The following is a 21,650-nucleotide window of genomic DNA, read 5'->3' on the forward strand; positions in this document are numbered from 1 at the left end:
TGCCCCGTCCCGTCGTCGTCCCGCATGGTCGTCACCGTCACCGCCACCGCCTCTTCCGCGCCGCACGTACACCACCAGCACCACCGCGCACAAGGACCGTGCGACGGTGCGTCACCACTGGTCACGCTACGCCACAAGAGGCCACTGTGAGCCCGTGACCAGCACAGAACTACCTGTCCGTGCACACCACTTCGCCATGCGCTTCAGCTCCACGCCCCGTGGGGTGCGGCTCGCCCGACGCCTCTGCGCGGAACGGCTCGACGCGTGGGGCGTCCCGTGCGACAGCGACGCGCACGACATGGTGACACTCGTCGTCGCCGAGCTGTGCGCCAACGCCGTACAGCACGGGCACGTGGCGGGCCGTGACTTCCACGTCGAACTGACCGGCGTCAGCGGCCTCGCCCCCAGTACGGCCGCACTCACCTCCGTACGAGTGGACGTCACCGACACCCGCGCTGAACGCCCGCCCGCACACCCCGCCGCCGCGCCCCGACCGGACGACGAAGCGCGCACCGGCGGCCGTGGCCTGGTCCTGGTCGAGGCGCTCGCCGACCGGTGGGGCTGGCGCCCGCGCGAGGGCGGACCCGGCAAGACCGTCTGGGTGGAGTGCGCTGTCCCGACGCTGCCGGTACTCCGGAACCGTTCGGCCCAGCCGGACCGGTGACCCCCGCTGAACCGGCCCGTGGCGGTGAAACACATCAGGCCGCCGCCCGCGAGCCAGGCGGTGGCGGTCGCGGCGCAGGTCGGACTGTGAGGCTCCCACCGTGCGGCTTGACGGTGCCTTCGCTGAGAGCTTGACGGGGCCTTCACTAAGAGGTTGAGTGATCAAGCTTTCGGAGCCGGTCGACACCGGCGCGCTCCGAACAGCTCCCGGGCGGGAGGCGCGCTTGCCTCCCGACGCACGATCCACCTCGGACATCTCAAGGACGCCGCATGCAGCACCAGCCCGTCTCCGCCTCCTTCCAGCTCCTCCCCGGCACCCCCGACTCCCCCGTCATCCTGCACGTCCCCCACTCCGCCCGTGCGATCCCCGCCGGTGTCCGCCGCGGCATCGTGCTGGACGACGCCGCGCTGGAGCGGGAGCTGGACCACATCACCGACGCGCACACGGCGGAGATCGCGGCCGGGGCCGCGTCGGCCGCCGCCCGTACGCCCTGGCGGTTCGTGAACCGGCTGTCCCGGCTGGTCGTCGATCCGGAGCGGTTCCCGGACGAGCGGGAGGAGATGCTGGCCGTCGGGATGGGCGCGGTGTACACCCGGACCACGCACAGCGAGGAGCTGCGGCGGGACGGCCACGACGGGCGGCCGCTCGTCGAGCGGTACTTCCACCCGTACGCCGAGGCCATGACGGCGGCCGTCACGGACCGGCTGGCGGCGACGGGGCGCGCCGTGATCGTCGACGTGCACTCGTACCCGAGCGAACCCCTTCCGTACGAGCTGCACGGGGCGGGTCCGCGCCCGCCGGTCTGCCTGGGCACCGACCCGTTCCACACGCCCGCCGAGCTGCTCGCCCACGCGGAGCGGGCGTTCGGCGGGTTCGGCGGGAGCGGGATCGACAGCCCGTTCGCCGGGGCGTACGTGCCGCTGGAGTACTACGGGCGGGATCCGCGGGTCGGCGCGCTGATGATCGAGATCCGCCGGGACGTCTACATGCGCGAGCCCGGCGGCCCGGCGGGACCGGGCCTCGACGCACTGGCCGGCGCGCTGGCGGCACTGGTGGACGCGATCGCGTGAGCGCCGGGCCCCACGGGTTACTCGGGGCACATGGTTACCGCGAATCCAGATCCTGACCCCCGGAACACCCCAGGTCTCGACCCCGGCGGTGGAGTGCCGCCCGGGGAGACGCCGCCCGCCGAGAGCAGCATGCCGGAGGCGGGACCGCGGCACGACCCGCCGCACGGCTGGTCCAAGCTGCCGCTCACGCTGATCATGATCGTCGTCGTCCTGGTCGCCGCCTTCTTCCTCGTCTACGCCATCCTCATCTAGGGCCTGCCGTTCGGGCAGCGCCTGCCGTTCGGATCGCGCCGCGGACGCGGGGCCCGGCCCCGTCCGTGCTCACCGGCCCCACCGGCTCCCCGTGTCGGAGTCGTCGGCCCGGGTACCGGAGTGGGGTGGAAACGGGCACGGAGACGAGAAACGGAGCAGCAATGACGCAGAAAGCGGACGACGCCGCTCTCGACCCGCGGCAGACCTCTCCCGAGCTGCACCTGACGGCAGTACGTCCGCCGGAGACCGACCACCTGCACCCGCAGCTCGAATTGCCCCGGGACCGCAACCAGGCGATCCTTGAGGCGACGAAGCTGGTCGGCTCCCTGCTGAAGAAGAACGGCCACGCCTTCGCGCTGGCGGGCAGCGTCGCGGTCTACGCGCACGGCGGCACCCAGAACCTCCAGCACGACGCCGACTTCTGCATCAGGCCCGAGGACGCCGAGCGGGTCGCGGCCACGCTGCGCGACGCCGGACTCGTCGTCATCACCCCGCCCGAGGACTGGCTGCTGAAGGCCAAGTGCCTGGGGCAGGACATCGACCTGATCTACGAGCTGGCCCACGAGGCGGTGAACTCGCAGATGCTGGACCGGGCCGAGACGCTGTCGGTCGACTCGGTGCACATGCCGGTACTGACGGCGACCGATCTGATGCGCAGCCTGATCGCCGCCTTCTCCGAGCACCACTGCGACTTCGGCGCGGTGCTGCCCATCGCCCGTGCCCTGCGGGAGAAGGTCGACTGGGAGCAGGTGCGCACGGTCTTCGGGAACGCCCCCATGCCGGACGCCTTCCTGTACCTCCTGGAGCGCCTGGAAGTCATCGCACCGCTGAGGCAACCGCTGAAGGAACCGCTGAAGGAACCGCTGACGGAGCGGCGGAAGGAGCGACCGTGAGCGAACACGCCAGCACACCCGAGCAGAGCGTCGACTACCGCATCGCCCACCTCCAGGACCGGCTGGCCGCCGGGGACCTCGCCGAGATGGGCGTACGGGCGGAGATCCGCTCCGGACCCGCCGCACCGGCGGTGGTGCTCACCGGCACGGTGCCCTCCGACCACTGCCGCGACGAGATCCTGCGGACCGCGCGGGAGGAACTCGACGGGCTGACGGTCCACTGCGACATCGTGGTGGCCGAGGCCTCCGCCCCCGAGCACACGGAGGAGCTCACATGAACAGCGGAGCTCGTACGGACGGCGGAGCCCGCATGATCCGCGTCGCGGCCGTCGGGGACATCCACATGGCGCCCGACAACCGGGGGACCTTCAGGCCCGCCTTCGAGACCCTGCCCGAGTGCGCCGACGTGCTGCTCCTGGCCGGTGACCTCACCCGGCACGGCACCCCCGAGGAGACGAAGGTCGTGGCCGACGAGGTACGCGGCCTCGGGGTGCCCGTCGTCGCGGTGCTCGGCAACCACGACCACCACGACGAGCGCCCCGAGGAGGTCACCGCCATCCTCCAGGACGCCGGCGTACGGGTCCTGGAGAAGGAGGCGACCGTCCTGGAGATCGGCTCGACGCGGGTCGGCGTCGCCGGGACCAAGGGGTTCTGCGGCGGCTTCGTCGGCCGCTGCGCAGGCGAGTTCGGCGAGCCGCTGATGAAGGAGTTCGTCCGGTACACCCGCCGGTGCGCGGACGGGCTGCGGACCTCGCTGGAGGACCTGGCACGGGACGGCTGCGAGGTACGCATCGCCCTGACCCACTTCTCCCCCGTGGCGGACACGCTGGCCGGCGAACCGCTGGAGATCTATCCCTTCCTCGGCAGCTATCTGCTCGCCGAGGCCATCGACACGGCCGGTGCCGACCTGTCCGTCCACGGGCACGCGCACGCAGGTACCGAGCACGGCATGACCAGCGGCGGCGTCCGGGTCCGCAATGTGGCACAGCCCGTCATCCGGCGCGCGTTCAACGTGTACGAGCTGCACGCGGACGCGCCTCAGCCGACCGGGGAGCGGGTGCCCGCCGGAACCTCCGGCTGAGCCGTCGCGCCCTGCGAGGCACGGGGCCCGGCCCCCGTACGGCGGCCGCGGGCCGCGGGCACGAGCAGCGCGGCCAGCGCCGCGGCCAGGCAGAGCAGGGCCAGCAGGCCGAAGCCGTGGGTGTAGCCGGACTCGTACGGCAGGCCCGAGGGCTGGTGGCCGAGAGGCCGGGGGCCGGGGGCCGGGGGCCGGTAGCCAGTAGCCAGTAGCCAGTAGCCAGTAGCCAGGGTGCCGGTCACGGCGGCTCCGATCGATCCGCCGATGGTGCCCGATGCCGGCGTTCACGGCGCCGGTCGCGGCGCCGGTCCGGGCGGCAGGGACGCTGCCCATGCGAATGGCCGGGCGGCGGGGACGCTGCCCATGCGGATGGCCGCCAAGATCACCGCGACCTCGTTCCTGGACGACGCCCAGCGCGACCGCGTCCTGTCCGTCGCCCTGGACGGCGTGCGCGCCCCGCACGACACACGCGGCACGCACGCCCCATCCGCCTCGGACGACTGACGCGGCACACGCACCCCACCCACCTCGGGCGGCCAGGGAAGCACCCACAACTCACGCGACCCACAAGCCGATTGCGACCAATCGCCGACGCCTGAACGCCCGTTCGAGCGATGGTAACTTTCGGTGCCACTTCCTGTACGTTGCGTGCATGAGTGTCCCGACCCCTGTGACCTCGCCCGGCACGGGCACAGCCGCGGTACTGACCGGCGTCGGCTCCTGGCTGCCCCCTCGTCGCGTGACCAATGACGAACTGTGCGCACGCCTGGACAGCAGCGACGAATGGATCCGGGAGCGGATCGGCATCCGCGAACGGCGCCTGGCGGAAGGGTCCGTGTCCACCGGCGACATGTCCGTGGAAGCGGGCAGACGGGCGCTGCGCTCGGCCGGGGCCGACTCCGTCGACGCGGTGGTGGTGGCCACGACGACCCCCGACCACCCCTGCCCGGCCACCGCGCCGTCCGTCGCGCACCGGCTCGGCCTCGAGGCCGCCGCCGCGTTCGACCTCTCCGCGGGCTGCGCCGGTTTCGTCCACGCCGCCGCCGTCGCCGCGGGCCTCATCAGCGCCGGTACGGCACGCCGTGCGCTCGTCGTGGGCGCCGAGACCATGTCGGCCATCATCGACCCCGGCGACCGCGCCACCGCCCCGCTGTTCGGCGACGGTGCCGGTGCCGTCGTGCTCGAAGCGGGCCCGCCCGGCGCGGACGGCGCCCTCGGCCCGTTCGTCTGGGGCAGCGACGGCTCGCTCGCCGACGCGATCACCGTCCCGGCCGGTGGCGCCCGCGAGCGCCACCGCGCCCGTACCGCCCCCGCCGGCGACTTCTACGTGCGCATGCGCGGCAACGAGGTCTTCCGGCACGCCGTGCGCCGGATGACCCGGGCCGCCCGCGACGCGGCCGCGGCGGCGGGCTGGACTCTCGACGAGGTCGACCGCCTCGTCGTGCACCAGGCCAACGGCCGGATCAGCGCCTCCGTCGCCGACGCCCTCGGCATCCCGCCCGAGCGCGTCCCCGCCAACATCGACCGCGTGGGCAACACGGCGGCCGCGTCCGTACCGCTGCTGCTGGCCCACGCCGCCGACGAGGGGCAGTTGAAGCCCGGACACCGCGTCCTCGTCGTCGCCTTCGGCAGCGGACTCGCCTGGGCCGCGACGACGCTCGTCTGGCGCGCCGGAATCACCGCGGAGCTCTGAGAGCGAAGGCGCTCGGCTCCCGAAGCGGATCACCGCCCCCCGAAGCGGATCACCGCCCAGGGATCGATCCACTCGCCGAACAAGGAGACCACCACCGTGCTGGAAAAAGTCAAAGGCATCCTGACCGCCCAGGCCGGTCTGCCCGCCGCGCCGATCACCCCCGAGGCGACGCTGGCGCGCGCGGGCATCGACTCCATGGCCGTCACCGTGCTCTCCATGCAACTGGAGGACCAGCTGGGCCTGTTCATCACGGAGAAGGAACTCTCCCGCGCCCCCACCGTCGCCGCGCTCGCCGAACTCGTCGCGGGGAGGGCCGGCGAGAACTCGTGATGCCGTCCGCCACCGCCCCCGCCTGGGCCCCGCCCGCCTGGAACCCCCCGGAATCGACCCGCGAAGAGGTCGTACGGCTGAACTGGCGCGGCCTGCGCTACACCTGCCGCGTCGTCACCTCCGAGCAGGCACCGGCCACCGAACCGCTGCTGCTGCTCGGCGGCGCCCTCCAGGACATGTACGCCTGGCCGCGCCTGGAGCGCCGGCTCAGCGGGCACACGACCCTGATCCTGACCGATCTGCCCGGCACCGGCACGGCCGACGACCTGCCGGCCGAGCAGGGCTTCGACGTCCTCGCCGACGCCGCCCTGCACATCGCCGAACGCCTCGGCCACGACCGCGTCAACCTCCTCGGCGCCTCCTACGGCGCCGCCATCGCCTACCGCGCCGCCCTGCACCGGCCCGACCGCGTCGCCCGGCTGGTCCTGGTCGGCGCGACGCACGGGATGAACCCCCGGGTGAGATCGATCTGCGAGGACATCCGCGGGCTCGGCGCCGCCTGCGACCACGCCGACAGCCCCGGCCGCGACCTGGCCGCGGACCGTGCCGTGGCCGCCCTGGTGAACCACGCCCGCCAGGACCTCGTCACCCAGTCGGGCGCCGTGGCCCGGCTGCTGCGCCGCCAGTTCGTCCGCATCACCCCGTACGAGGCGCGGCGCAACGCCGTCTGCTACGACCGGCTGCTCGGCATGGCCCCCATCCCGCGCGCGGTCATCGACTCCGTCCCCGCGCTGGTGTTCACCGGCGAGCACGACCATGCCAGTACGCCCGCCGAGAACCGGGCCGTCGCGGCCACCATCCGCGACGCGGCCTTCGTCCTGGTGCGCGACGCCGACCACATGGTGCACCTCGAACGGGAGGCCGAGTACGCCGACCTCGTGCTCCGCTTCCTGACAGACCTCCCATTGGAGGAACTGCCGTACTGCACAGCGCCGGAGCACCCCGCCCGCCGCTGACGGGGACCGGTGCTAGTCGAGGCCCGCGAGGCCGGAGGCCGCGTTCAGGAAGCGGGCGTAGCGCACGCGGGCCTCGCCGTCCGGTTCCTGGCCCGCCTCCCAGGCCCGGACCTGGCCCGTCTCCACCGCGAGGGTGTCGGCCACGTCCGCGAGCCGCAGCCCGAGCGCCTCCCGGCGGGCGCGGCGCTCGCACGGGCCGGGCAGCGGCGGGCAGGGCCGCGTGGCCGCCGGCCGGGGCGGGTCGGCCGGGGGCGCGTGGGCGGCGGCCCGGTCGGCCGTCTCCCGCAGCAGCGACAGCTCGATCTCCAGCAGGGTCCGGCGCAGCGCGTCGTCGTCCGTCGCGGTCAGGAAGCCGGGCGGGACGTGGAAGAACCGCTCCAGATGGAACTGGTGCCGGGCCGTGGGCCGCCGCGTGCCGGAGAGGAGGGCGGAGCACTGCTGCCGGGACATCCGGGTGCGTTCGGCGATCTCGTCGTGGCTGAACGGCTTGCCGTCGGGCCGCCTGTGCGCGGCCCGCAGGGCGCGCAGCCGCCACAGGAACCGCTCCTCCGGCCCGCCCGCCCCGGCGCCGCACGCCCGGCCGGCCAGCAGGTCGGCGACGGTGCACCGGGGCACGCCCGACGCCTCGGCCAGCGCCCGTTCGTTCAGCACCTTCTCCGGGGTGTGCCCGAGGAAGACGGCGAGGGCGGCGACCCGCGAGGCGATCACGGACGGCGCACCGGCGTGAGCGGAAGCGGGTTCGCCGTGGCCGTCGCGTCCGGCGTGGCCGCCATGGCCGTCCTGCTCCCCGACCGGTGCGGCGCCCGCGCAACTCACCGGCGGCAGCGTCGAGTTGTCGTGCATCACCTGAGGCGGCACCTGTGGCCTCCGTCTCGTCCACCCGCTTCCGCGGTCCTTCGCGGTGGGCCCGACCCAGCAGCAATATGCCAAACACGGGTGCGGTTGAGCCACCACGCCCCCGCCCGTGACACGGGGCGAGCCTTCGCAAAAGCGCGGGAACCTGGTCAAAAACCTTGCCCTGTCATCGACTTCATATCCCCAGCGAGCCGGAAACCGGCCGCATGGACGGATTCCCGGGTTCCTCATGCCCTCGCCGTGGCCGGATCGCAGCGCACGGCCGCGACGCTCGTACACCTGTGCTCATGGGTGGGGTGGACGGCCGGTACGGTTTGGCCATGGAGCTATCCGGAACACGTGCTACCGATGAGAACGCCGGGACGGCGGCGGCCATCAAGGCCACCGCGCGCGGGCTGCTGGGTGAACTGGGCGCCGCGCGGCTGTCGTTGGAGGCCGTCGCCGAGGGCGCCGGGCTCGCGGTGTCCGACGTGGCGGCCGTCTTCCCGCACCGGGACGACCTGTTGACCGCGCTGGTCATCGACGCCTACGACGCGTCGGGTGCCGCCATGGAGCAGGCCGACCGGAAGGCCCTGGACAGCGGGGCGCCGGCGGGCGCGCGGCTCCTCGCGGTCACGCGCGCGCTGCGGCGGTGGTCCTTCGACCACCCCGGCGAGTTCGCGCTGATCTACGGTTCGCCCGTGCCGGAGTACCACGCTCCGCAGCAAACGATTCCGGCCGCCTCGCGCACCCCCGCGGCGCTGGCCGCCGTCGTGCGTGCGGCGCTGGAGGCCGGTGAACTCACGCCGCCCCGGCGGGCGGTACCGGGACCGCCGCTGCTCCTGCCGGAGGCCGTGCAGCTCTTCGGCGGCGTGCCCGGGGAGCCCTTCTCGGACATCATCGAGCGCGGCATCGTGCTGTGGAGCAGCCTCGTCGGACTGCTGGTGTTCCAGGTCTTCAGCCGTACGCACGACAGCGTCCGGGACGAGTCCGCGTTCTTCGACTACGCCGTCGCCGTGGCGGCCGAGTCCATCGGCCTCGCCGTCCCCGCGGGCGAGCCCACCGACCAGACCGTCTAGACCGTCCGCCGCGTGCGCGGCACAGGCGGGGAGATCAGGCCGTGAACACCACCAGAACCCTCTGCTTCGTCATCGCGGCGCTGTCCTCGTACGCCGCGCTCGTCTACCGGCTGTGCCAGGTGCGGCGCAGTTGGCGGGAGGCCGCCTACCGCGCGCTGGTGGTCACCCTGCTGCTCCAGTGCCTGACCTTCACGATGGGCGCGGTCGCCATGGTCGGCGACAGCTTCCTGGGCGTCGGCAACCTCGCCGTCCTCGTGATGCACGTGTCCGCGGTCGCCTTCTGCGTCAGCGCGCAGATCATCCTGCTGCGCTGGGCGACCGCGGGCGCGGAGGCGGTCTGGCGGGCCCGCGCCTGGCTGATCACCGGCGTCGCCCTGAACGCGCTGCTGATCGTGCTCTTCTTCGTCGCCGACGGGCCGGACCGGCCCGCCACGGACTTCAACACCGGCAGCGGGCAGCCGCTGGTCCTCACCTACCTGCTGGTCTTCATCGTCAGCCAGGCGGTGCCGTGCGTCACCATCTTCCGCCAGTGCGGCCCCTACGCCCGGATGACCGAGAACGCCTCGCTGCGGCAGGCGCTGCGGATGCTGTCCGTGGCCGCGGTGATCCTCTTCCTGTACTGCCTGTGCCGGACGATCAACATCCTGACCGCCGCGAACGGGATCGACATCGGCGTCTGGCAGCTCGCCTCGAACATCTTCAGCGCCGCGGGCATCGTCACCCTGTCGCTCGCCCTGACCATCTCCTCCTGGGAGTCCTCGGCCACCAGGCTCGTCGGCTGGGCCCGCAGCTACCGCTCGTACCGGGCCCTCTATCCGCTCTGGCGCGACCTGTACGAGTCCTCCCCCGACATCGTGCTCGAACCCCCGGGGGCGGCCGCGGTGTCGGACCTGGACTACCGCCTGCACCGGCGGGTGATCGAGATACGAGACGGCTGGCGGGACCTGCGCCCGTACATCGACCGGGTCCCGAACGGGGACGGTGCCGCGCACTCCGGCGGGAACGGCGCGGGCGGCGGGAACGGGACGAGCGAGGAGTCCCGGCAGGCGTACGCCGAGGCGGTCCAGATCAGGCAGGCCCTGCACGCCAAACGCTCCGGCACCCTGCCGGACACCACCGACGAGGTCGGTGACTTCGAGGAACGCGATACGGACAACTTCACCGCGGAGGTCACCTGGCTCACCAAGGTCGCGTCCGCCTACCGTAGGCTCGACCGGCCGAGCTGAGAACTCCCGCCCGGTCTGTCCCCCGTCAGACCGGGCGGGTATTTCCCCGCTTCCCCCGTTCCGCCCGCCCGGTGGGACCGGGCCGGCAGGCAGGCAATCAACTCGGCTACCCCCGTAAACGAAGTTAACTGCCAGCTATCTGCGGGGTCCACGGTGGCGGAGTCTCGGCCGATTGTCAACTGTCAGCTATTCTGCGAAACTGACTGTTAGCCACGGGCAATGCCGGGGAGGTGACGGAAGGAGATCACGATGTCCGAGACCGACGACCGGCCCGTGCTGGCAGTGCGTCTGGACGACCTCTTCAGAACGGTGCGCCCCAAGGGCAAGCACTGGACCAACGCCGAAGTGGCGGAGGAACTGAAGCGGACCAACCCCGAACTCAAGGTCGGGGGTGTGTACTTGTCGCAGTTGCGGACCGGCAAGCGCTCCAACCCCTCGCCCGACCTGCTGGCCGCCCTGGCCCGCTTCTTCGGGGTGTCGGTCGCCTACTTCTTCGACGAGAAGGTGGCCGAGTCGGTGCTCGGCGAGGTCGCCGCCATCGAGGCGCTGCGGCAGGCGGGGGTCCGGGCCGTGGCGATGCGGGCGGCCGGGATGAAGAAGGAGAACCTCCAGGCCATCACGGCCATCATGGACCAGTACCGGCAGTTGCAGGGCCTGCCGCCCGTCACCGACCCCTCGCCCCCGGCCTCCCCCTCCTCCACCCCCGCGCCCCCGGCCGCGGAATGAGGTGCGGACCGACGTGAGACTTCCCCGCAGCCCCAGGAAGGGGCAGCAGGCCGGCCAGGACCGCCGCAGCCAGCTCAAGAGGCTGCGCAAGGACGGCGCACGGCGCATCGCCGAGCTGGAGCTGCCCGAGGTCGCCGACGTCGCCGAACTCTGCCGCTATCTGGGCGAGAGCCGCGGGCGGCCGATCACCCTCGTCCCGATGCCGATGCCCGCCTCGCACCCGTGCGGCATGTGGGTTGCCGCGCGCGACGAAGACCTCATCTTCTACGACGCCAACACCACCAGCGCGCATCAGGAGCACATCATCTTGCACGAGCTGGGTCACATCATCTGCTGCCACCGCGGGGCGGGCTGGCTGGACGAGGCGAGCGCCCGCCTGCTCTTCCCCAACCTCGACCCCGACCTCGTGCGCGACATGCTCCTGCGCGCGACCTACGACGACGTCCAGGAACAGGAAGCCGAGATCATCGCCTATCTGCTCTCCCAACGGGTGGGCGGCGGCCGGGAGGCGCAGGACGCGCCACCGGACCGGGTGGCCCCGGACGGCCCGGGGTCCGGCAAGGACGCCCTGCTCAGCCGGATAGAACGCACGCTGATCTGACGTGCGCCGCCCCGGTTCCCCGTCCCCCGGCAGATCCTCACCCCTCGGTGGACCCCACCTCCTCGGCCAGGACCGACACGGCCCGCCGGATGTCGTCCTCGCCGTGCTCGCTGGTGACGAAGAACCGCAGCCGCGCCAGCCCCTCCTCCACGGCGGGGTGGAAGATCGGATCGACGATGACGCCCCGGTCGTAGAGCCGGTCCGCGACGGCCAGGGTCCGCGCCGAGTCGCCGAGCAGACACGGCACGATGGGCGTGTGCGCGCTGGAGCCCGTCGCGAGACCGGCCGCGGACGCCAGGCCGAGGAACAGCTCCGCGTTACGGCGCAGCGTGCGCACCCGGCGCGGTTCCGCGACGATCAACTCGGTGGCGGCCAGCGCGGCAGCCGCGTTGGCCGGGGTCAGACCGACGCTGTAGACGAAGCCGGGCAGCGTGTGCCGCAGCCAGGACACCATCCGGGGCGAGCCGCCGAGGTAGCCGCCGCAGCTCGCGAACGCCTTGGACAGGGTGCCCATCCACAGGTCCACCCCGGACCGGTCGACGCCGAAGAACTCGCCGACGCCGCGGCCGCTGTCGCCCACCGTGCCGATGCTGTGCGCCTCGTCGACCATCAGCAGCGCCCCGTACCGCTGCTTCAGCTCGATCACGGCCGGCAGGTCGACCAGGTCGCCGTCCATGCTGTAGGCGCCCTCGACGGCGATCAGCACCCGTCTGAACCGGGACCGGTTGCTCCGCAGCAGGTATGCGAGCCGCTCCATGTCGTTGTGCGCGAACGGGCGCCGCGCCGCGCCGGACAGGACGCAGCCCTGGAGGATGCTGTCGTGCGCGAGCGCGTCGTGCAGCACGAGGTCCTGCGCGCCGACGAGGTGGCCGATCGCGGTGACATTGGTGGCGTGGCCGCTCACCAGTGCCAGGCAGTCGCCCACGCCGAGGAAGTCCGCGAGCGCCCGTTCCAGGCGTACGGTCAGATCCCGCTCGCCGGAGAGCATCCGGCTGGCGGAGACGGAGGTGCCGTAGCGCTCGACCGCCCGGTGCGCGGCCTCGTTGACCGCCGGGTGGCCGGACAGGCCGAGGTAGTTGTAACTGCCGAAGGACAGGTACGAACGGCCGCCGATCTCGGTGGTGTCGCGGATGTTGCCCTGGTGGACCCGGAAGTACGGGAAGTCCGCGCCGCTCGCGACGATCGCGCCGCGCCGCTCCTCGAACTGCCGCACCTCGGGGAAGTCGTCCACGCGGGCGCTGGCGGGGTCCCAGGGGGCAGCGGTTTCCGGGGGCGGAGGCAGGGGCTGGGGCTGGGCTGCGGGGCCCGGCTCGATGGGGCCCGGCTCGATGGGGCCCGGCTCGATGGGGCCCGGCTCGATGGGGCCCGGCTCGATGGGGCCCGGCCCCTCTCCGAGGTGGGGTCCGACGAGCGCGACGAGCTGTTCGACGGTGAGGGTCGGCGAAAACATCTCGTCGGTGCGGAAGCCCGGTATCCGTCTGCCGATGTTCACTTCGAGCTCCTGGAGCATCAGGGAGTCGAAGCCGAGATCGGTGACCAGCGCCCGCTCCCCGCCGAGATCGGCGACGGGGAAGACACCTGTCCGCGACACCTCTTCGTAGACGATGGAGGAGGCGGAGGTGACGGCGGTCGCGGCGGTCTCGGCGGTCGGAGCGGGTGGGACGGGTCCAGCGGCTACGGCGGAAGGGCTGTCCGGGTCGTCGCGTCCCGCCTCGTCCACCACCCAGTGGTGGCGCGGGGCGAGCGGGCTCGGTGGCAGGGTGCACGGGGGTATTCGCCCGGTCAGCAGGCGCAGTCCCGGGCCGGTGACGGCGCGTTCCGCGAGCCGCTCCAGCTCGGCGGTGCGCGCCTCGACGGGCAGCGAGCCGGGGGCCGGGACGGCGGCCTCCGGTGGTTTGCCCGGGGTTGCGGTGCCCGTCAGCGCGGAGCCGAGGTGCCCGGTGCGGCCCGCATCGAGGGCGTCGGCCGCCGCGGTGAGCCTGGTCACGGCGTCGGAGGCGTCCCGCACCACCAGGGCGAGACGTTCGGGGAGAAGCGCCCGGCGGGCCAGGGTGCCGGCCACCGCGGCCGGCGACAGCCGGTCCTCGGCGATGGCCTCGGCGACCTCCCGGCCGTACCGGGCAAGGCCGCCCCGGTCACCGGCACTGAGCACCAGCAGCCACGGCCCGTCGCCCGTACGCCGCCCGTCCGGAACCGGGCGGTCAGGGGCGGGACGGTCCGCTCCCGCAACGTCCGGAACCCGGCCGTCAGGGGCAGGACGGTCCGCTCCCGCAACGTCCGGAACCCGGCCGTCAGGGGCAGGACGGTCCGCTCCCGCAACGTCCGGAACCGGGCCCTCAGGGGCAGGACGGTCCGCTCCCGCAACGTCCGGAACCGGGCCCTCAGGGGCAGGACGGTCCGCTCCCGCAACGTCCGGAACCCGGCCGTCAGGGGCGGGACGGTCCGCTCCCGCGACGTCCGGAACCGGGCGGTTCGCGTCCGCGTCGTCCCGGGCCGCGGCGTAGTCCTCCACCACCACGTGGACGCCCGTGCCGCCGAAGCCGAAGGCGCTCACACCCGCACGGCGCGGGCCGCCCGGATCCGGCCAGGGGACCGGTGTCGTCGGGACGGTCAGGCGGGCCGCGTCGAGGGCGGCGCGGTCGGCCGGGTCGTACGCGGGCTGCGGCGGTATCACGCCCCGGTGCACGGCCAGGACCGTCTTGATGAGTCCGGCCATGCCCGCGGCGTTGAGCGAGTGTCCGAGCACCGACTTCACCGCGCCCAGGTAGGCGGGTGCGGCCCGCTCGCCCCGCAGTTCGCGCAGGACGCCGACCTCGACCGGGTCGCCGACGGTCGTCCCGGTGCCGTGCGCCTCCAGGTAGCCCACCGCCTCGGGGTCCAGGTCCGCGTCCCGGTAGGCGCGGCGCAGCGCCCGGAGCTGGCCGGCCGCCTGAGGATGCATGCCGCCCTGCACGGTCCCGTCGTTGGCGGTGCCGACGCCCCGTACGACGGCGTAGATCCGGTCGCCGGATACCAGCGCGTCGGCCAGGGGCCGCAGCACCAGGATCCCGGCGCCCTCGCCCAGGACGAAGCCGTCGGCCTGCGCGCCGAACGGCAGGCACCGGCCGGTGCGGGAGATCGCCCCGATCCGGCACAGGCCCACCAGGAGGTCCGGGGTGAGATGCAGTTGCGCGCCGCCCGCGAGGGCGATGCGGCAGCGCCCGGAGCGCAGCGCGAACACGGCGTTGGCGACGGCCATCAGACCGCCGGAGCACGCGGAGTCCAGCGCGTAGCTCTCGCCGTGCAGGTCGAGGACCGAACTGATCGTGTTCGGGCCCATGTTGAGCAGCAGTCCGGCGACGGAGGTGCCGTTGAGCTGGTCGACCGCGCGGATCGCCGCCGGCCACCGCGGGTCGGCCGCCCGCGCCCCGAACTCGCCGCCGGCCAGTTGCCGCAGCCGGATGTGCAGGGTGCTGATCTCGCGGTAACCGCCCTCGGTGAGCGCCGTGATCACCGACGTCTCCTCGCGGTCGAAGCCCTCGGCCTCCCACCCCGCGTCCTGGATCGCCTCACGGGCGAGGTCGATCAGCAGCCGGTGCTGCGGGTCCATCGCACGGGCCCGGCGCGGCGGGATGCCGTAGTGCGCCGCGTCGAAGTGGCCCACGTCCGGCAGCAGCGCCATGGTGTCGGTGTAGACGGAGGACGCGTCGCGGAAGTTGTCGCTGAGCAGGGCGGCGGAGCGCCAGCGTGCGTCGGGGACGGTGGCGAACTGCGGCTTCGGGTCGGTCAGCAGCCGCCAGTACTCGTTGACGTTACGGGCGCCCGGGAACCGGCAGGCCATTCCGACGATCGCGACGTCGTCGTGCCGCACTCCCGCCGCACCCGCTGCATCCGCTACGTCCACTGGGGTGAGGTCTTTCGCTGTCCGGGGCGTCACCCGGCGGTGGCCAGTCGCTCGCGCCACCAGTCCACGGTCGCCTTGACCTGCTCGTCGACCGGGGTGGCCCGGACCGTGAACGCGGCTTCGTAGGCGCTCGCGTCGACGACGAAAGGACGGTCGAACTGGTAGCGGACCTCCTTCAGTTCACGCAGCAGCGGGGAGAAGAGGGAGCCCACGGCCAGGACGGCCGGCGGCAGCCCGCGCACGGCGACCGGTTCCCTGCCCGCCTGCGCGGCCATGCGGCCGGTCATCTCCCGGGCGGACTGCGGAGGTTCACCGGGGATGTGCCAGGCGCGGCCCCAGGCCCGCTCCTCGTGGGTGACCTCGACCAGCGCCCTGGCCACGTCGGGGACGTAGCTCCAGCTGTGCGGGGCGTCCGGGTCGCCGAGCACGGAGACGGGCTTGCCGCGCAGCAGCGGCGGCACGGCCCGGGCGGCGAGGTGCCCGCCGTCGGTCACGCCGGGTCCGAAGAAGTCCGAGGCCCGCACCTCGACCGCCTTGATGCGGCCCTGCTCGTGCGCTTCCCGCACTCGCTCCCACACGGCGGCGCGCACCCGGCCCTTGGGGCCGGTGGCCGCGAGCGGCAGTTCCTCGGTGAGGGGGCCGTCCACGGGGCCGTAACCGTAGAGGTTGCCCAGCACGACCAGGACGGCTCCGGTCGCCTCGGCCGCCGCGCAGGCCGACGCGGCCAGCGGCTCCAGTACGCTCGTCCAGCGGTGGTAGGGCGGTGCGGCACAGCTGTAGATCGCGGCCGCGCCCTCGGCCGCTTCCGTCAGTCTTCCGGTGTCCGTCGCGTCCAGTGCGACGTGCTCGATGCCGGGCTCCGGGCCGCGCCCCGACTTGGTGATGACCCGTACCGAATGCCCCTGTTCGGCCAGCAGCCGTGCAGTGGCGGCCCCGGCGGGCCCGAAACCTATGACTACGTAAAGGCTCACGCGCGCACCCTAGCGTGAGGGCGCGCGCCCTTGGGCAGGTGCGCCTGGCATACCCGACCGGGGACCGGTCCCCGGCTGAGGACCGGTCCCCGCCCGCGGACCGGTCCCCGCTCGCGGGATGCGGGCGGGGACCGGCCGGGCCGTGGTCAGTCGCGCGACGAACGCCGCGTCGCGCCCGACGCCGCCGATGCCGCCGATGCCACGTCGGCGGCGTTGTTGATCACGAACTGGGAGCCGGGCTCGATGAGGACGTCGCCCTGCGCCGAGTCGGTGATCGTCACGTTCGTCAGGGTCGCGCTGCCGCGCGCTCCGCTCATCGCGAGGATCCCGGACCCGTTGTTCGACTTGTCGATGGTGACGTTGCTGATCTGGACGCCGGGCATCGCGCCGCCGCCCGTCTTGAACTGGATCCCGTCGTATGTCGAGTCGTGGATCTCCGTGTCCCGGATCGTGACACCCGGGATGTCCTGGCCCTGCGCGAACAGGGTGATCGCGCCGAACTCCTGGTCCTCGTTCCAGAACGCTCCGCCCGTGCGGTACAGACCGTTGCCCGCGATGAGGGTCTGGCCCGAGAAGGGCAGCGGGTCGTGGTCGGTGGCCAGCATGATCCCCGGGTAGTTCATGGTGTCGGAGATCAGGTTGTCCTCGATCGTGTTGCCGTAACCGCCGTAGACCGCGACGCCGTTGGCGCGCCAGGGCAGTTGCACGGTGTTGTTGCGGAAGTGGTTGTCGTGGCCGATGTCGACCGAGGTGTCCTTGACGTATTTGCTCGCCCACACCGCCATCGAGTCGTCACCGGTGTTGCGGAACGAGGAGTTGTAGACGGTGGAGTTGCGGGTGCCGTTGGCGAAGTTGACACCGTCGGCGTAGGTGTCGCGGATGCGGACGCCGCTGAACTCCAGGTTGTCACCGGGGCCCCACAGTTCGGGGATGTTGGAGTAATCGCGGCCGACCCAGGCGGCGACGTTGGCGTGCTCGATCCAGACGTTGCTGATCTTGGTGTTCTTGCCGAAGCGGCCGTTGAGCGCGACGCCGCCCTCGGCGTTGCCGTCGCCGCCCCGGATGGTGCCCGAGCCGAAGATGGCGATGTCGGAGATCTTGGTGTTGTCGTCGATGTCGAAGCCGAAGTTGCCCTCGTGCGGGTGGTTGATGCCGCCGGCGTCCTGCGGCTGGATGAGCGAGTAGAGCTGGGAGTGCCACATCCCGGCGCCGCGGACGGTGACGTCGCGGATGCCGACCTGGTTGTACTGGCCCCGGTTCTGCGGGTCGTCGGTCAGGATCTTCTTCTCCTGGCGCCACTGGCCCGCCGGAATCCACACGCAGGGGATGTCGCCGTTCTGGTCGGCGGTGACGGCCCGCTGGATGGCGTCCGCGTCGTCGAGACCGTCGCCCGGCACGGCCCCGTACTCGGTGATGGACACGCAGTCGGCGGGCTTCGCTACCGGTGCCGCGACCTGCTCCAGGTCGATCAGGTCGATGACGTAGAAGGCGGCGGTGTCACCGCTGTCGCGCTGGAGCCGGAACTTGGTGCCGACCGGGTAGGACTTGGCGAGCAGCGCGTGCGACTCGTCGAAGAGGCGCCGGGCGTCGCCGCCGGGCCGGTTGGTCAGCCCCTCCGGGTCGTCGGTCGTGCCGTAGAGCCAGCTGTGCTTGGAGGACAGGGTCAGCTTCTGCACGAACGCGCCGTCCGCGTAGAGGCTCAGGGTCGCCTCCTGGCCGCCGCCGCCCGCCGCGTCCGGGATCGAGTTCCGTACGACGACGGAGTTCGAGGGCGTGGTGGAGGTGAACTCCACGTACTGGCCTGTGGAGTTGAGACGTACCGACTCGCGGCCCGAGGACTCGGTGGCGAAGTTGGTGTGCCCGAAGGTGCGCTGGGCGTCGGTCTGGAGGAGGGTGCCGTCGTACTTCGCGTCCTCCGCCTCGTACTCGGTGTACGGGACGGCGGCGCCGCGTCCGACGACCAGGGAGCGGGCGTAGGTGTTGTTGTTCTCGTTGGTCTCGGCGACCGTGCCGGTGGCGTCGGCCGTCGCGGTGAGGGTGGCGCCGCCGCTGGTGGCGGTCCAGCTGCCGGAGACGGCGACCGTCTCCGAGCCGCCTGCGGCGACGGCGCCCGTGGTGCCGTTCAGGGTGGTGTCGCCGACGGTGAGCCGGGTGACGGTGCCGGCGGGCACGGCGGTGGTGCCGCGGTTGTGCACGGCGACGGTGAAGGTGACCTTGGCTCCGACAGCCGGACTGGCCGGGTTGGTGGTGATGCCCGCGACCTCCAGGTCGGGGCCCGGGGCCTGTCCGACGACGAGCTTGGCGTCGGCGTTGCGGCTGTTGTTGGTGTTGTCGAGTTCGGCGATCTTGTCGGACGGGTCGACGACGGCGGAGACGGTGTAGCTGCCCATGGGGCGCTTGCCGACCGCGACGGGGACCTTCGCGGACGCGCCCGCGGCGAGCGCGCCGACGTCCGCGGTGCCCGCGACGGTGCCTTCGAGGCTGACGTTCACCGTGGTCGCGGCCGAGGCGGCGGTGCCCGCGTTGCGGACGGTGGCATCGACGGTGACCGGGTCCGTCTCGGACGGTGCCGCGGGCGACCAGGACAGGTCGGTGACCGTCAGGTCGGGGGCGGGCGCGGCGGTGCCGACGACCTCGAACTCGGCGACCTGTCCGCCGCCTTGCCCGGTGTTGTCGAAGAATTGCAGACGTACGTCGGCGTACCGACCGGAGACGGTGATGTTCACCGTGTTCTTGTTGCCGGACGGGCTGAAGGCGTAGTCGGCCCGGTCCTTCAGCGAGGTGAAGGCGGAGTCCCCCGCCTTGCGGCCCAGGACCTGGATGCTCTGGGTGCGGGCGCTCCAGGCGGGGTCGGGGTTCAGCTTGACGACGACGCCGGTCAGGTCGGCGTCGGCGCCGAGGGAGACGGTCAGCGTGGAGGACTGGCCGCCCGCCTCCCAGTAGGTGCCGGTGCTGCCGTCGTTGGCGTTGGCCGCGACGTAGTTCTGGGTGACCGACGACGCCTCGATGGGCTTGCGCAAGGCCAGGTTGGTGCCCGCCGGCGGCGGGTCACCGGGGTCGGTCTCCCCGGCCTCGCCGTAGATCTCCACCTCGGACAACTGGGCCGCGTTCCAGCCGGTGTTGGCGCTCACCTGTATGCGCACGTAGCGCGCCTCGGCGTCGGCGCCGACCTCCACGGTGTTGGCGGCGGAGGGGGCGAACGACCGTCCGGCGGACGCCGACAGCGTGCTGAAGTCCGTACCGTTCGTGCTGCCCTGGACGGCGAGGGTCTCGGTGCGGGGCTCCCATGACGCGGGGAGCTTAAGCACCACCTTGGTCAGGTCGACCGTGCTGCCGAGGTCGATCCGCACCCACTGCGGGAACGCGCCCGCGGGGCCCTCCCAGTAGGACGCCTGGCTGCCGTCGGTGACGTTGGACGCCGGGTAGGAGCCGTGCGCTCCGCTGGTCGTGACCGGTCTGCCGAGCGCAAGGTTCGTCGCTTCGGCGGCGGCGTTCGCGCCGCTCGCGGCGTTCGCGGTCTTCCCGGGATCCGCGGTCTTCTCGGGGTCCGCGGCGTGTGCCGCCGCGGGCAGCAGCCCGACGACCAGCAGACCGGCCGTCGCCAGCCCGGCGAACAGCCGCCGGGCGGGGCGTCTCCCCTTGCTGAGGCTCGTGCTCATACAGCCTCCCTGGTGAGTCAAGAATCCAGAATTTAAGTGATCCTGTCAGTTTTTTGCAGCGTTGAGGCGACAGGTTTCTACCAGGTATCGGCTTTGTCAACGGGGTGGGACGGAACCGTTCCTCGGCGCCGTCAGGCGGCGTCCGAGCCGGTCGCCGGTCCGGTCCGGCCGGCCGCCCGGGTGGAGGCCCACCAGCAGACGGCGGTCAGCGGGAGCGCGGCCAGCAGGGGCAGCAGGGGGAAGTGGGTCCCGGTCCCGCCGGACGAGAAGGCGTCACGGACGGCGGCGTTCGCGGGTGAGGCGGAGAGCACCAGCAGCAGCACCGAGCCGGTGATCAGCGCCAGCGCCCCGCCCGCCGTCGTACGCACCAGCGGCGGGCTGCCTGCCGCGCCGAGCGCGCTGCCGGTCAGCGCGCAGACCAGACCGGCGGCCAGTCCGTCGCCGAGCACGACCGCCGTCGGGGCGCCCGTGGGCGCCGGGCAGACCAGCAGGGTGACCGCCGCCGCGAGCAGAACGAGCGGCAGCCCTGCGGCCAGCGGGACGGCGAGCGCGGCGCGGTGCGGGCGCCGGGTGCCGGTCGCGGCGGCGAGGCAGGCGCGGGCAGCGGGCGGTTCCGCCGCGAGCAGCGAACGGGTGAGCCAGGCGAGCACGGGCACCAACGCGGCCGCGTTCCAGCCGAGTTGACTGCCCAGCTCCGACTGGCCGTCCAGCGAGACAGCCAGCAGCCCCACGTAGAGCAGCACGGGCGGGAGCCAGCGCTGGGAGCGCAGGAGGAGGACAGCGTAGTAACGGAACAGGGCCATCACCGGTCCTCCCCTCCCGACGCGTCCGTGTGCGTCCCCGGCTCGGCTCCGTCCACCCCGTCCGCGTAGGTCCCCGGCTCGGCTCCGCCCACCCCGTCCTCGGCTCCGCTCACCCGGCGGATGTGGACCCCCGGTTCGGTGAGCAGGGTGCGGAGCAACGCGTCGGAGTGGGTCTCGTCCGTCTCCAGCCGTACGCTGCCGTCCGCGAGGACGCGCACCGCCCGCACGCCCGGCAGGGCCGACAGGCCGTCCGGCCCGCCCTCGGCTCCCGTGCAGTCGATCCGTACCGGCGCGGCGGGGGCGGCCTGCCGGGTCACGGTCACCGTGCCGCCGCCGACGGCCCACCGCAGGTCGGTACGGTCCGCGAGCCGGGCAGGATCGTGGTCGACGAAGACGACGGTCGCGCCCTGGGCGACCCGCTGCTCCACCGCCTCGTCCAGGGCGGCCCGCGACGCGGTGTCCAGGCCCGTCCACGCCTCGTCCAGTACCAGCAGCGCGGGTTCGGCGAGCAGCGCCTGCACGACCGCCACCTTCTGGCACGTCCCCTTGGAGAGCCGGGCCAGCGGCCGGTCCGCGTGCGCCTCGGCGCCGAACCGGGCCAGCAGCCGCGCCGCGCGCCGCTCCGTCTCCCCGCCGGGCAGCCCGTGCACCCGCCCCATGAGCCGCAGGTATTCGAGCGCGGTGAAGGGCAGCGCGGGCGGGAACCGCTCCGGTACGTAGGCGGTGCGCGCCGGCCGTCCGAGTACCCGTCCCCGGTCCGGCCGGGCCGTGCCCGCGACCACCCGCAGCAGCGTCGACTTGCCGCAGCCGTTGCCGCCCTGCGCCCGCACCAGTTGCCCGGGCGGCAGTTCCAGACGCACGTCGCGCAGCACCCACGGCCCACGCCACCCGTAGCGCAGACCGACCCCGTCGAGTCTCACCCGGCCAGCATA

At 72.9% G+C, this 21,650-nt stretch carries 19 protein-coding genes and 4 pseudogenes; 15 read left to right on the top strand and 8 right to left on the bottom strand.

Annotated elements, in window-relative coordinates; translation table 11 throughout:
* Positions 1-196: 196 nt before the first annotated feature.
* The 6 genes from ACFV6E_RS01600 (at position 197) to ACFV6E_RS01625 (ending at position 3,960) form a co-directional block, all read left to right on the top strand.
* Positions 197-664, top strand: coding sequence for an ATP-binding protein (locus tag ACFV6E_RS01600; RefSeq protein WP_385458932.1), 468 nt, complete (start codon positions 197-199; stop codon positions 662-664).
* A gap of 269 nt (positions 665-933) precedes the next feature.
* Positions 934-1,734, top strand: coding sequence for an N-formylglutamate amidohydrolase (locus ACFV6E_RS01605; protein ID WP_385458783.1), 801 nt, complete (start codon positions 934-936; stop codon positions 1,732-1,734).
* A gap of 30 nt (positions 1,735-1,764) precedes the next feature.
* Positions 1,765-1,986, top strand: coding sequence for a DUF6480 family protein (locus ACFV6E_RS01610; protein WP_385170915.1), 222 nt, complete (start codon positions 1,765-1,767; stop codon positions 1,984-1,986).
* 161 nt (positions 1,987-2,147) lie between these two features.
* Positions 2,148-2,879 (top strand): hypothetical protein, encoded by a 732-nt coding sequence (locus ACFV6E_RS01615; protein WP_385170912.1) that lies wholly within the window; start codon positions 2,148-2,150, stop codon positions 2,877-2,879.
* Entirely contained in the window at positions 2,876-3,157 is a 282-nt protein-coding gene (locus tag ACFV6E_RS01620; RefSeq protein WP_385170910.1) for a hypothetical protein, read from the top strand. Before ACFV6E_RS01615 ends, ACFV6E_RS01620 begins: the two co-directional genes overlap by 4 nt.
* 32 nt (positions 3,158-3,189) lie before the next feature.
* Positions 3,190-3,960 carry a metallophosphoesterase gene (locus ACFV6E_RS01625; protein ID WP_385170931.1) on the top strand — a complete coding sequence of 257 codons (771 nt, stop codon included), beginning with the start codon at positions 3,190-3,192 and terminating at the stop codon, positions 3,958-3,960.
* On the opposite strand, the pseudogene ACFV6E_RS01630 reads toward ACFV6E_RS01625, so the two are convergent.
* A pseudogene (locus ACFV6E_RS01630) lies at positions 3,918-4,290 on the bottom strand (hypothetical protein); the annotation flags it as partial. The gene ACFV6E_RS01625 and the pseudogene ACFV6E_RS01630 overlap by 43 nt on opposite strands.
* A 30-nt stretch (positions 4,291-4,320) precedes the next feature.
* Here ACFV6E_RS01630 and ACFV6E_RS01635 point away from each other — a divergent pair.
* The 4 genes and pseudogenes from ACFV6E_RS01635 to ACFV6E_RS01650 form a co-directional block, all read left to right on the top strand.
* Positions 4,321-4,461, top strand: a pseudogene (locus ACFV6E_RS01635) (hypothetical protein); the annotation flags it as partial.
* A gap of 148 nt (positions 4,462-4,609) precedes the next feature.
* Positions 4,610-5,650 carry a beta-ketoacyl-ACP synthase III gene (locus ACFV6E_RS01640; protein WP_385170907.1) on the top strand — a complete coding sequence of 347 codons (1,041 nt, stop codon included), beginning with the start codon at positions 4,610-4,612 and terminating at the stop codon, positions 5,648-5,650.
* Between the two features lie 96 nt (positions 5,651-5,746).
* Complete coding sequence (locus ACFV6E_RS01645; protein WP_385170904.1) at positions 5,747-5,980, top strand: acyl carrier protein; 234 nt, start codon at positions 5,747-5,749, stop codon at positions 5,978-5,980.
* Positions 5,980-6,936, top strand: a complete 957-nt coding sequence (locus ACFV6E_RS01650; RefSeq protein WP_385458785.1) for an alpha/beta fold hydrolase — start codon at positions 5,980-5,982, stop codon at positions 6,934-6,936. The genes ACFV6E_RS01645 and ACFV6E_RS01650 overlap by 1 nt, the downstream gene beginning before the upstream one ends.
* A gap of 12 nt (positions 6,937-6,948) precedes the next feature.
* Here the strand turns inward: ACFV6E_RS01650 and ACFV6E_RS01655 are convergent, their stop codons facing one another.
* Entirely contained in the window at positions 6,949-7,794 is an 846-nt protein-coding gene (locus ACFV6E_RS01655; RefSeq protein WP_385458786.1) for a helix-turn-helix domain-containing protein, read from the bottom strand.
* Between the two features lie 317 nt (positions 7,795-8,111).
* Between ACFV6E_RS01655 and ACFV6E_RS01660 the strand changes: the two genes are divergently transcribed.
* The 4 genes from ACFV6E_RS01660 to ACFV6E_RS01675 all read left to right on the top strand — a co-directional run bounded on the left by ACFV6E_RS01660 (position 8,112) and on the right by ACFV6E_RS01675 (position 11,402).
* Positions 8,112-8,849: a TetR/AcrR family transcriptional regulator gene (locus ACFV6E_RS01660; RefSeq protein ID WP_385170897.1), complete on the top strand. Its 738-nt coding sequence runs from the start codon at positions 8,112-8,114 to the stop codon at positions 8,847-8,849.
* Between the two features lie 41 nt (positions 8,850-8,890).
* A complete protein-coding gene (locus ACFV6E_RS01665; RefSeq protein WP_385170894.1) occupies positions 8,891-10,075 on the top strand; it encodes an MAB_1171c family putative transporter in 1,185 nt (394 codons plus the stop codon).
* 249 nt (positions 10,076-10,324) lie between these two features.
* Complete coding sequence (locus ACFV6E_RS01670; RefSeq protein WP_385458788.1) at positions 10,325-10,801, top strand: helix-turn-helix domain-containing protein; 477 nt, start codon at positions 10,325-10,327, stop codon at positions 10,799-10,801.
* A gap of 13 nt (positions 10,802-10,814) precedes the next feature.
* Positions 10,815-11,402 carry a toxin gene (locus ACFV6E_RS01675; protein WP_385458789.1) on the top strand — a complete coding sequence of 196 codons (588 nt, stop codon included), beginning with the start codon at positions 10,815-10,817 and terminating at the stop codon, positions 11,400-11,402.
* 37 nt (positions 11,403-11,439) lie between these two features.
* Here ACFV6E_RS01675 and ACFV6E_RS01680 read toward each other — a convergent pair whose 3' ends face one another.
* Positions 11,440-12,633, bottom strand: coding sequence for an aminotransferase class I/II-fold pyridoxal phosphate-dependent enzyme (locus ACFV6E_RS01680; protein ID WP_385458934.1), 1,194 nt, complete (start codon positions 12,631-12,633; stop codon positions 11,440-11,442).
* Here ACFV6E_RS01680 and ACFV6E_RS01685 point away from each other — a divergent pair.
* Positions 12,544-12,747, top strand: a pseudogene (locus ACFV6E_RS01685) (hypothetical protein); the annotation flags it as partial. The gene ACFV6E_RS01680 and the pseudogene ACFV6E_RS01685 sit on opposite strands and share 90 nt — an antisense overlap.
* A gap of 1,125 nt (positions 12,748-13,872) precedes the next feature.
* Here the strand turns inward: ACFV6E_RS01685 and ACFV6E_RS01690 are convergent.
* The 5 genes and pseudogenes from ACFV6E_RS01690 to ACFV6E_RS01710 all read right to left on the bottom strand — a co-directional run.
* Positions 13,873-15,345 (bottom strand): annotated as a pseudogene (locus ACFV6E_RS01690) (polyketide synthase); the annotation flags it as partial.
* Entirely contained in the window at positions 15,315-16,256 is a 942-nt protein-coding gene (locus ACFV6E_RS01695; RefSeq protein WP_385170882.1) for an NAD-dependent epimerase/dehydratase family protein, read from the bottom strand. The pseudogene ACFV6E_RS01690 and the gene ACFV6E_RS01695, both read right to left, overlap by 31 nt.
* 146 nt (positions 16,257-16,402) lie before the next feature.
* Positions 16,403-19,915 (bottom strand): CARDB domain-containing protein, encoded by a 3,513-nt coding sequence (locus ACFV6E_RS01700; RefSeq protein ID WP_385458791.1) that lies wholly within the window; start codon positions 19,913-19,915, stop codon positions 16,403-16,405.
* A 131-nt stretch (positions 19,916-20,046) separates the two neighbouring features.
* Positions 20,047-20,718, bottom strand: a complete 672-nt coding sequence (locus tag ACFV6E_RS01705) for a hypothetical protein (RefSeq protein WP_385170877.1) — start codon at positions 20,716-20,718, stop codon at positions 20,047-20,049.
* The gene (locus tag ACFV6E_RS01710; protein ID WP_385458793.1) at positions 20,718-21,638 is read right to left on the bottom strand and encodes an ATP-binding cassette domain-containing protein; all 921 of its coding nucleotides are present in this window, start codon (positions 21,636-21,638) and stop codon (positions 20,718-20,720) included. Before ACFV6E_RS01710 ends, ACFV6E_RS01705 begins: the two co-directional genes overlap by 1 nt.
* Positions 21,639-21,650: the final 12 nt, after the last annotated feature.

The sequence above is a fragment of the Streptomyces sp. NPDC059785 genome, assembly GCF_042732375.1.
Classification (GTDB): domain Bacteria; phylum Actinomycetota; class Actinomycetes; order Streptomycetales; family Streptomycetaceae; genus Streptomyces.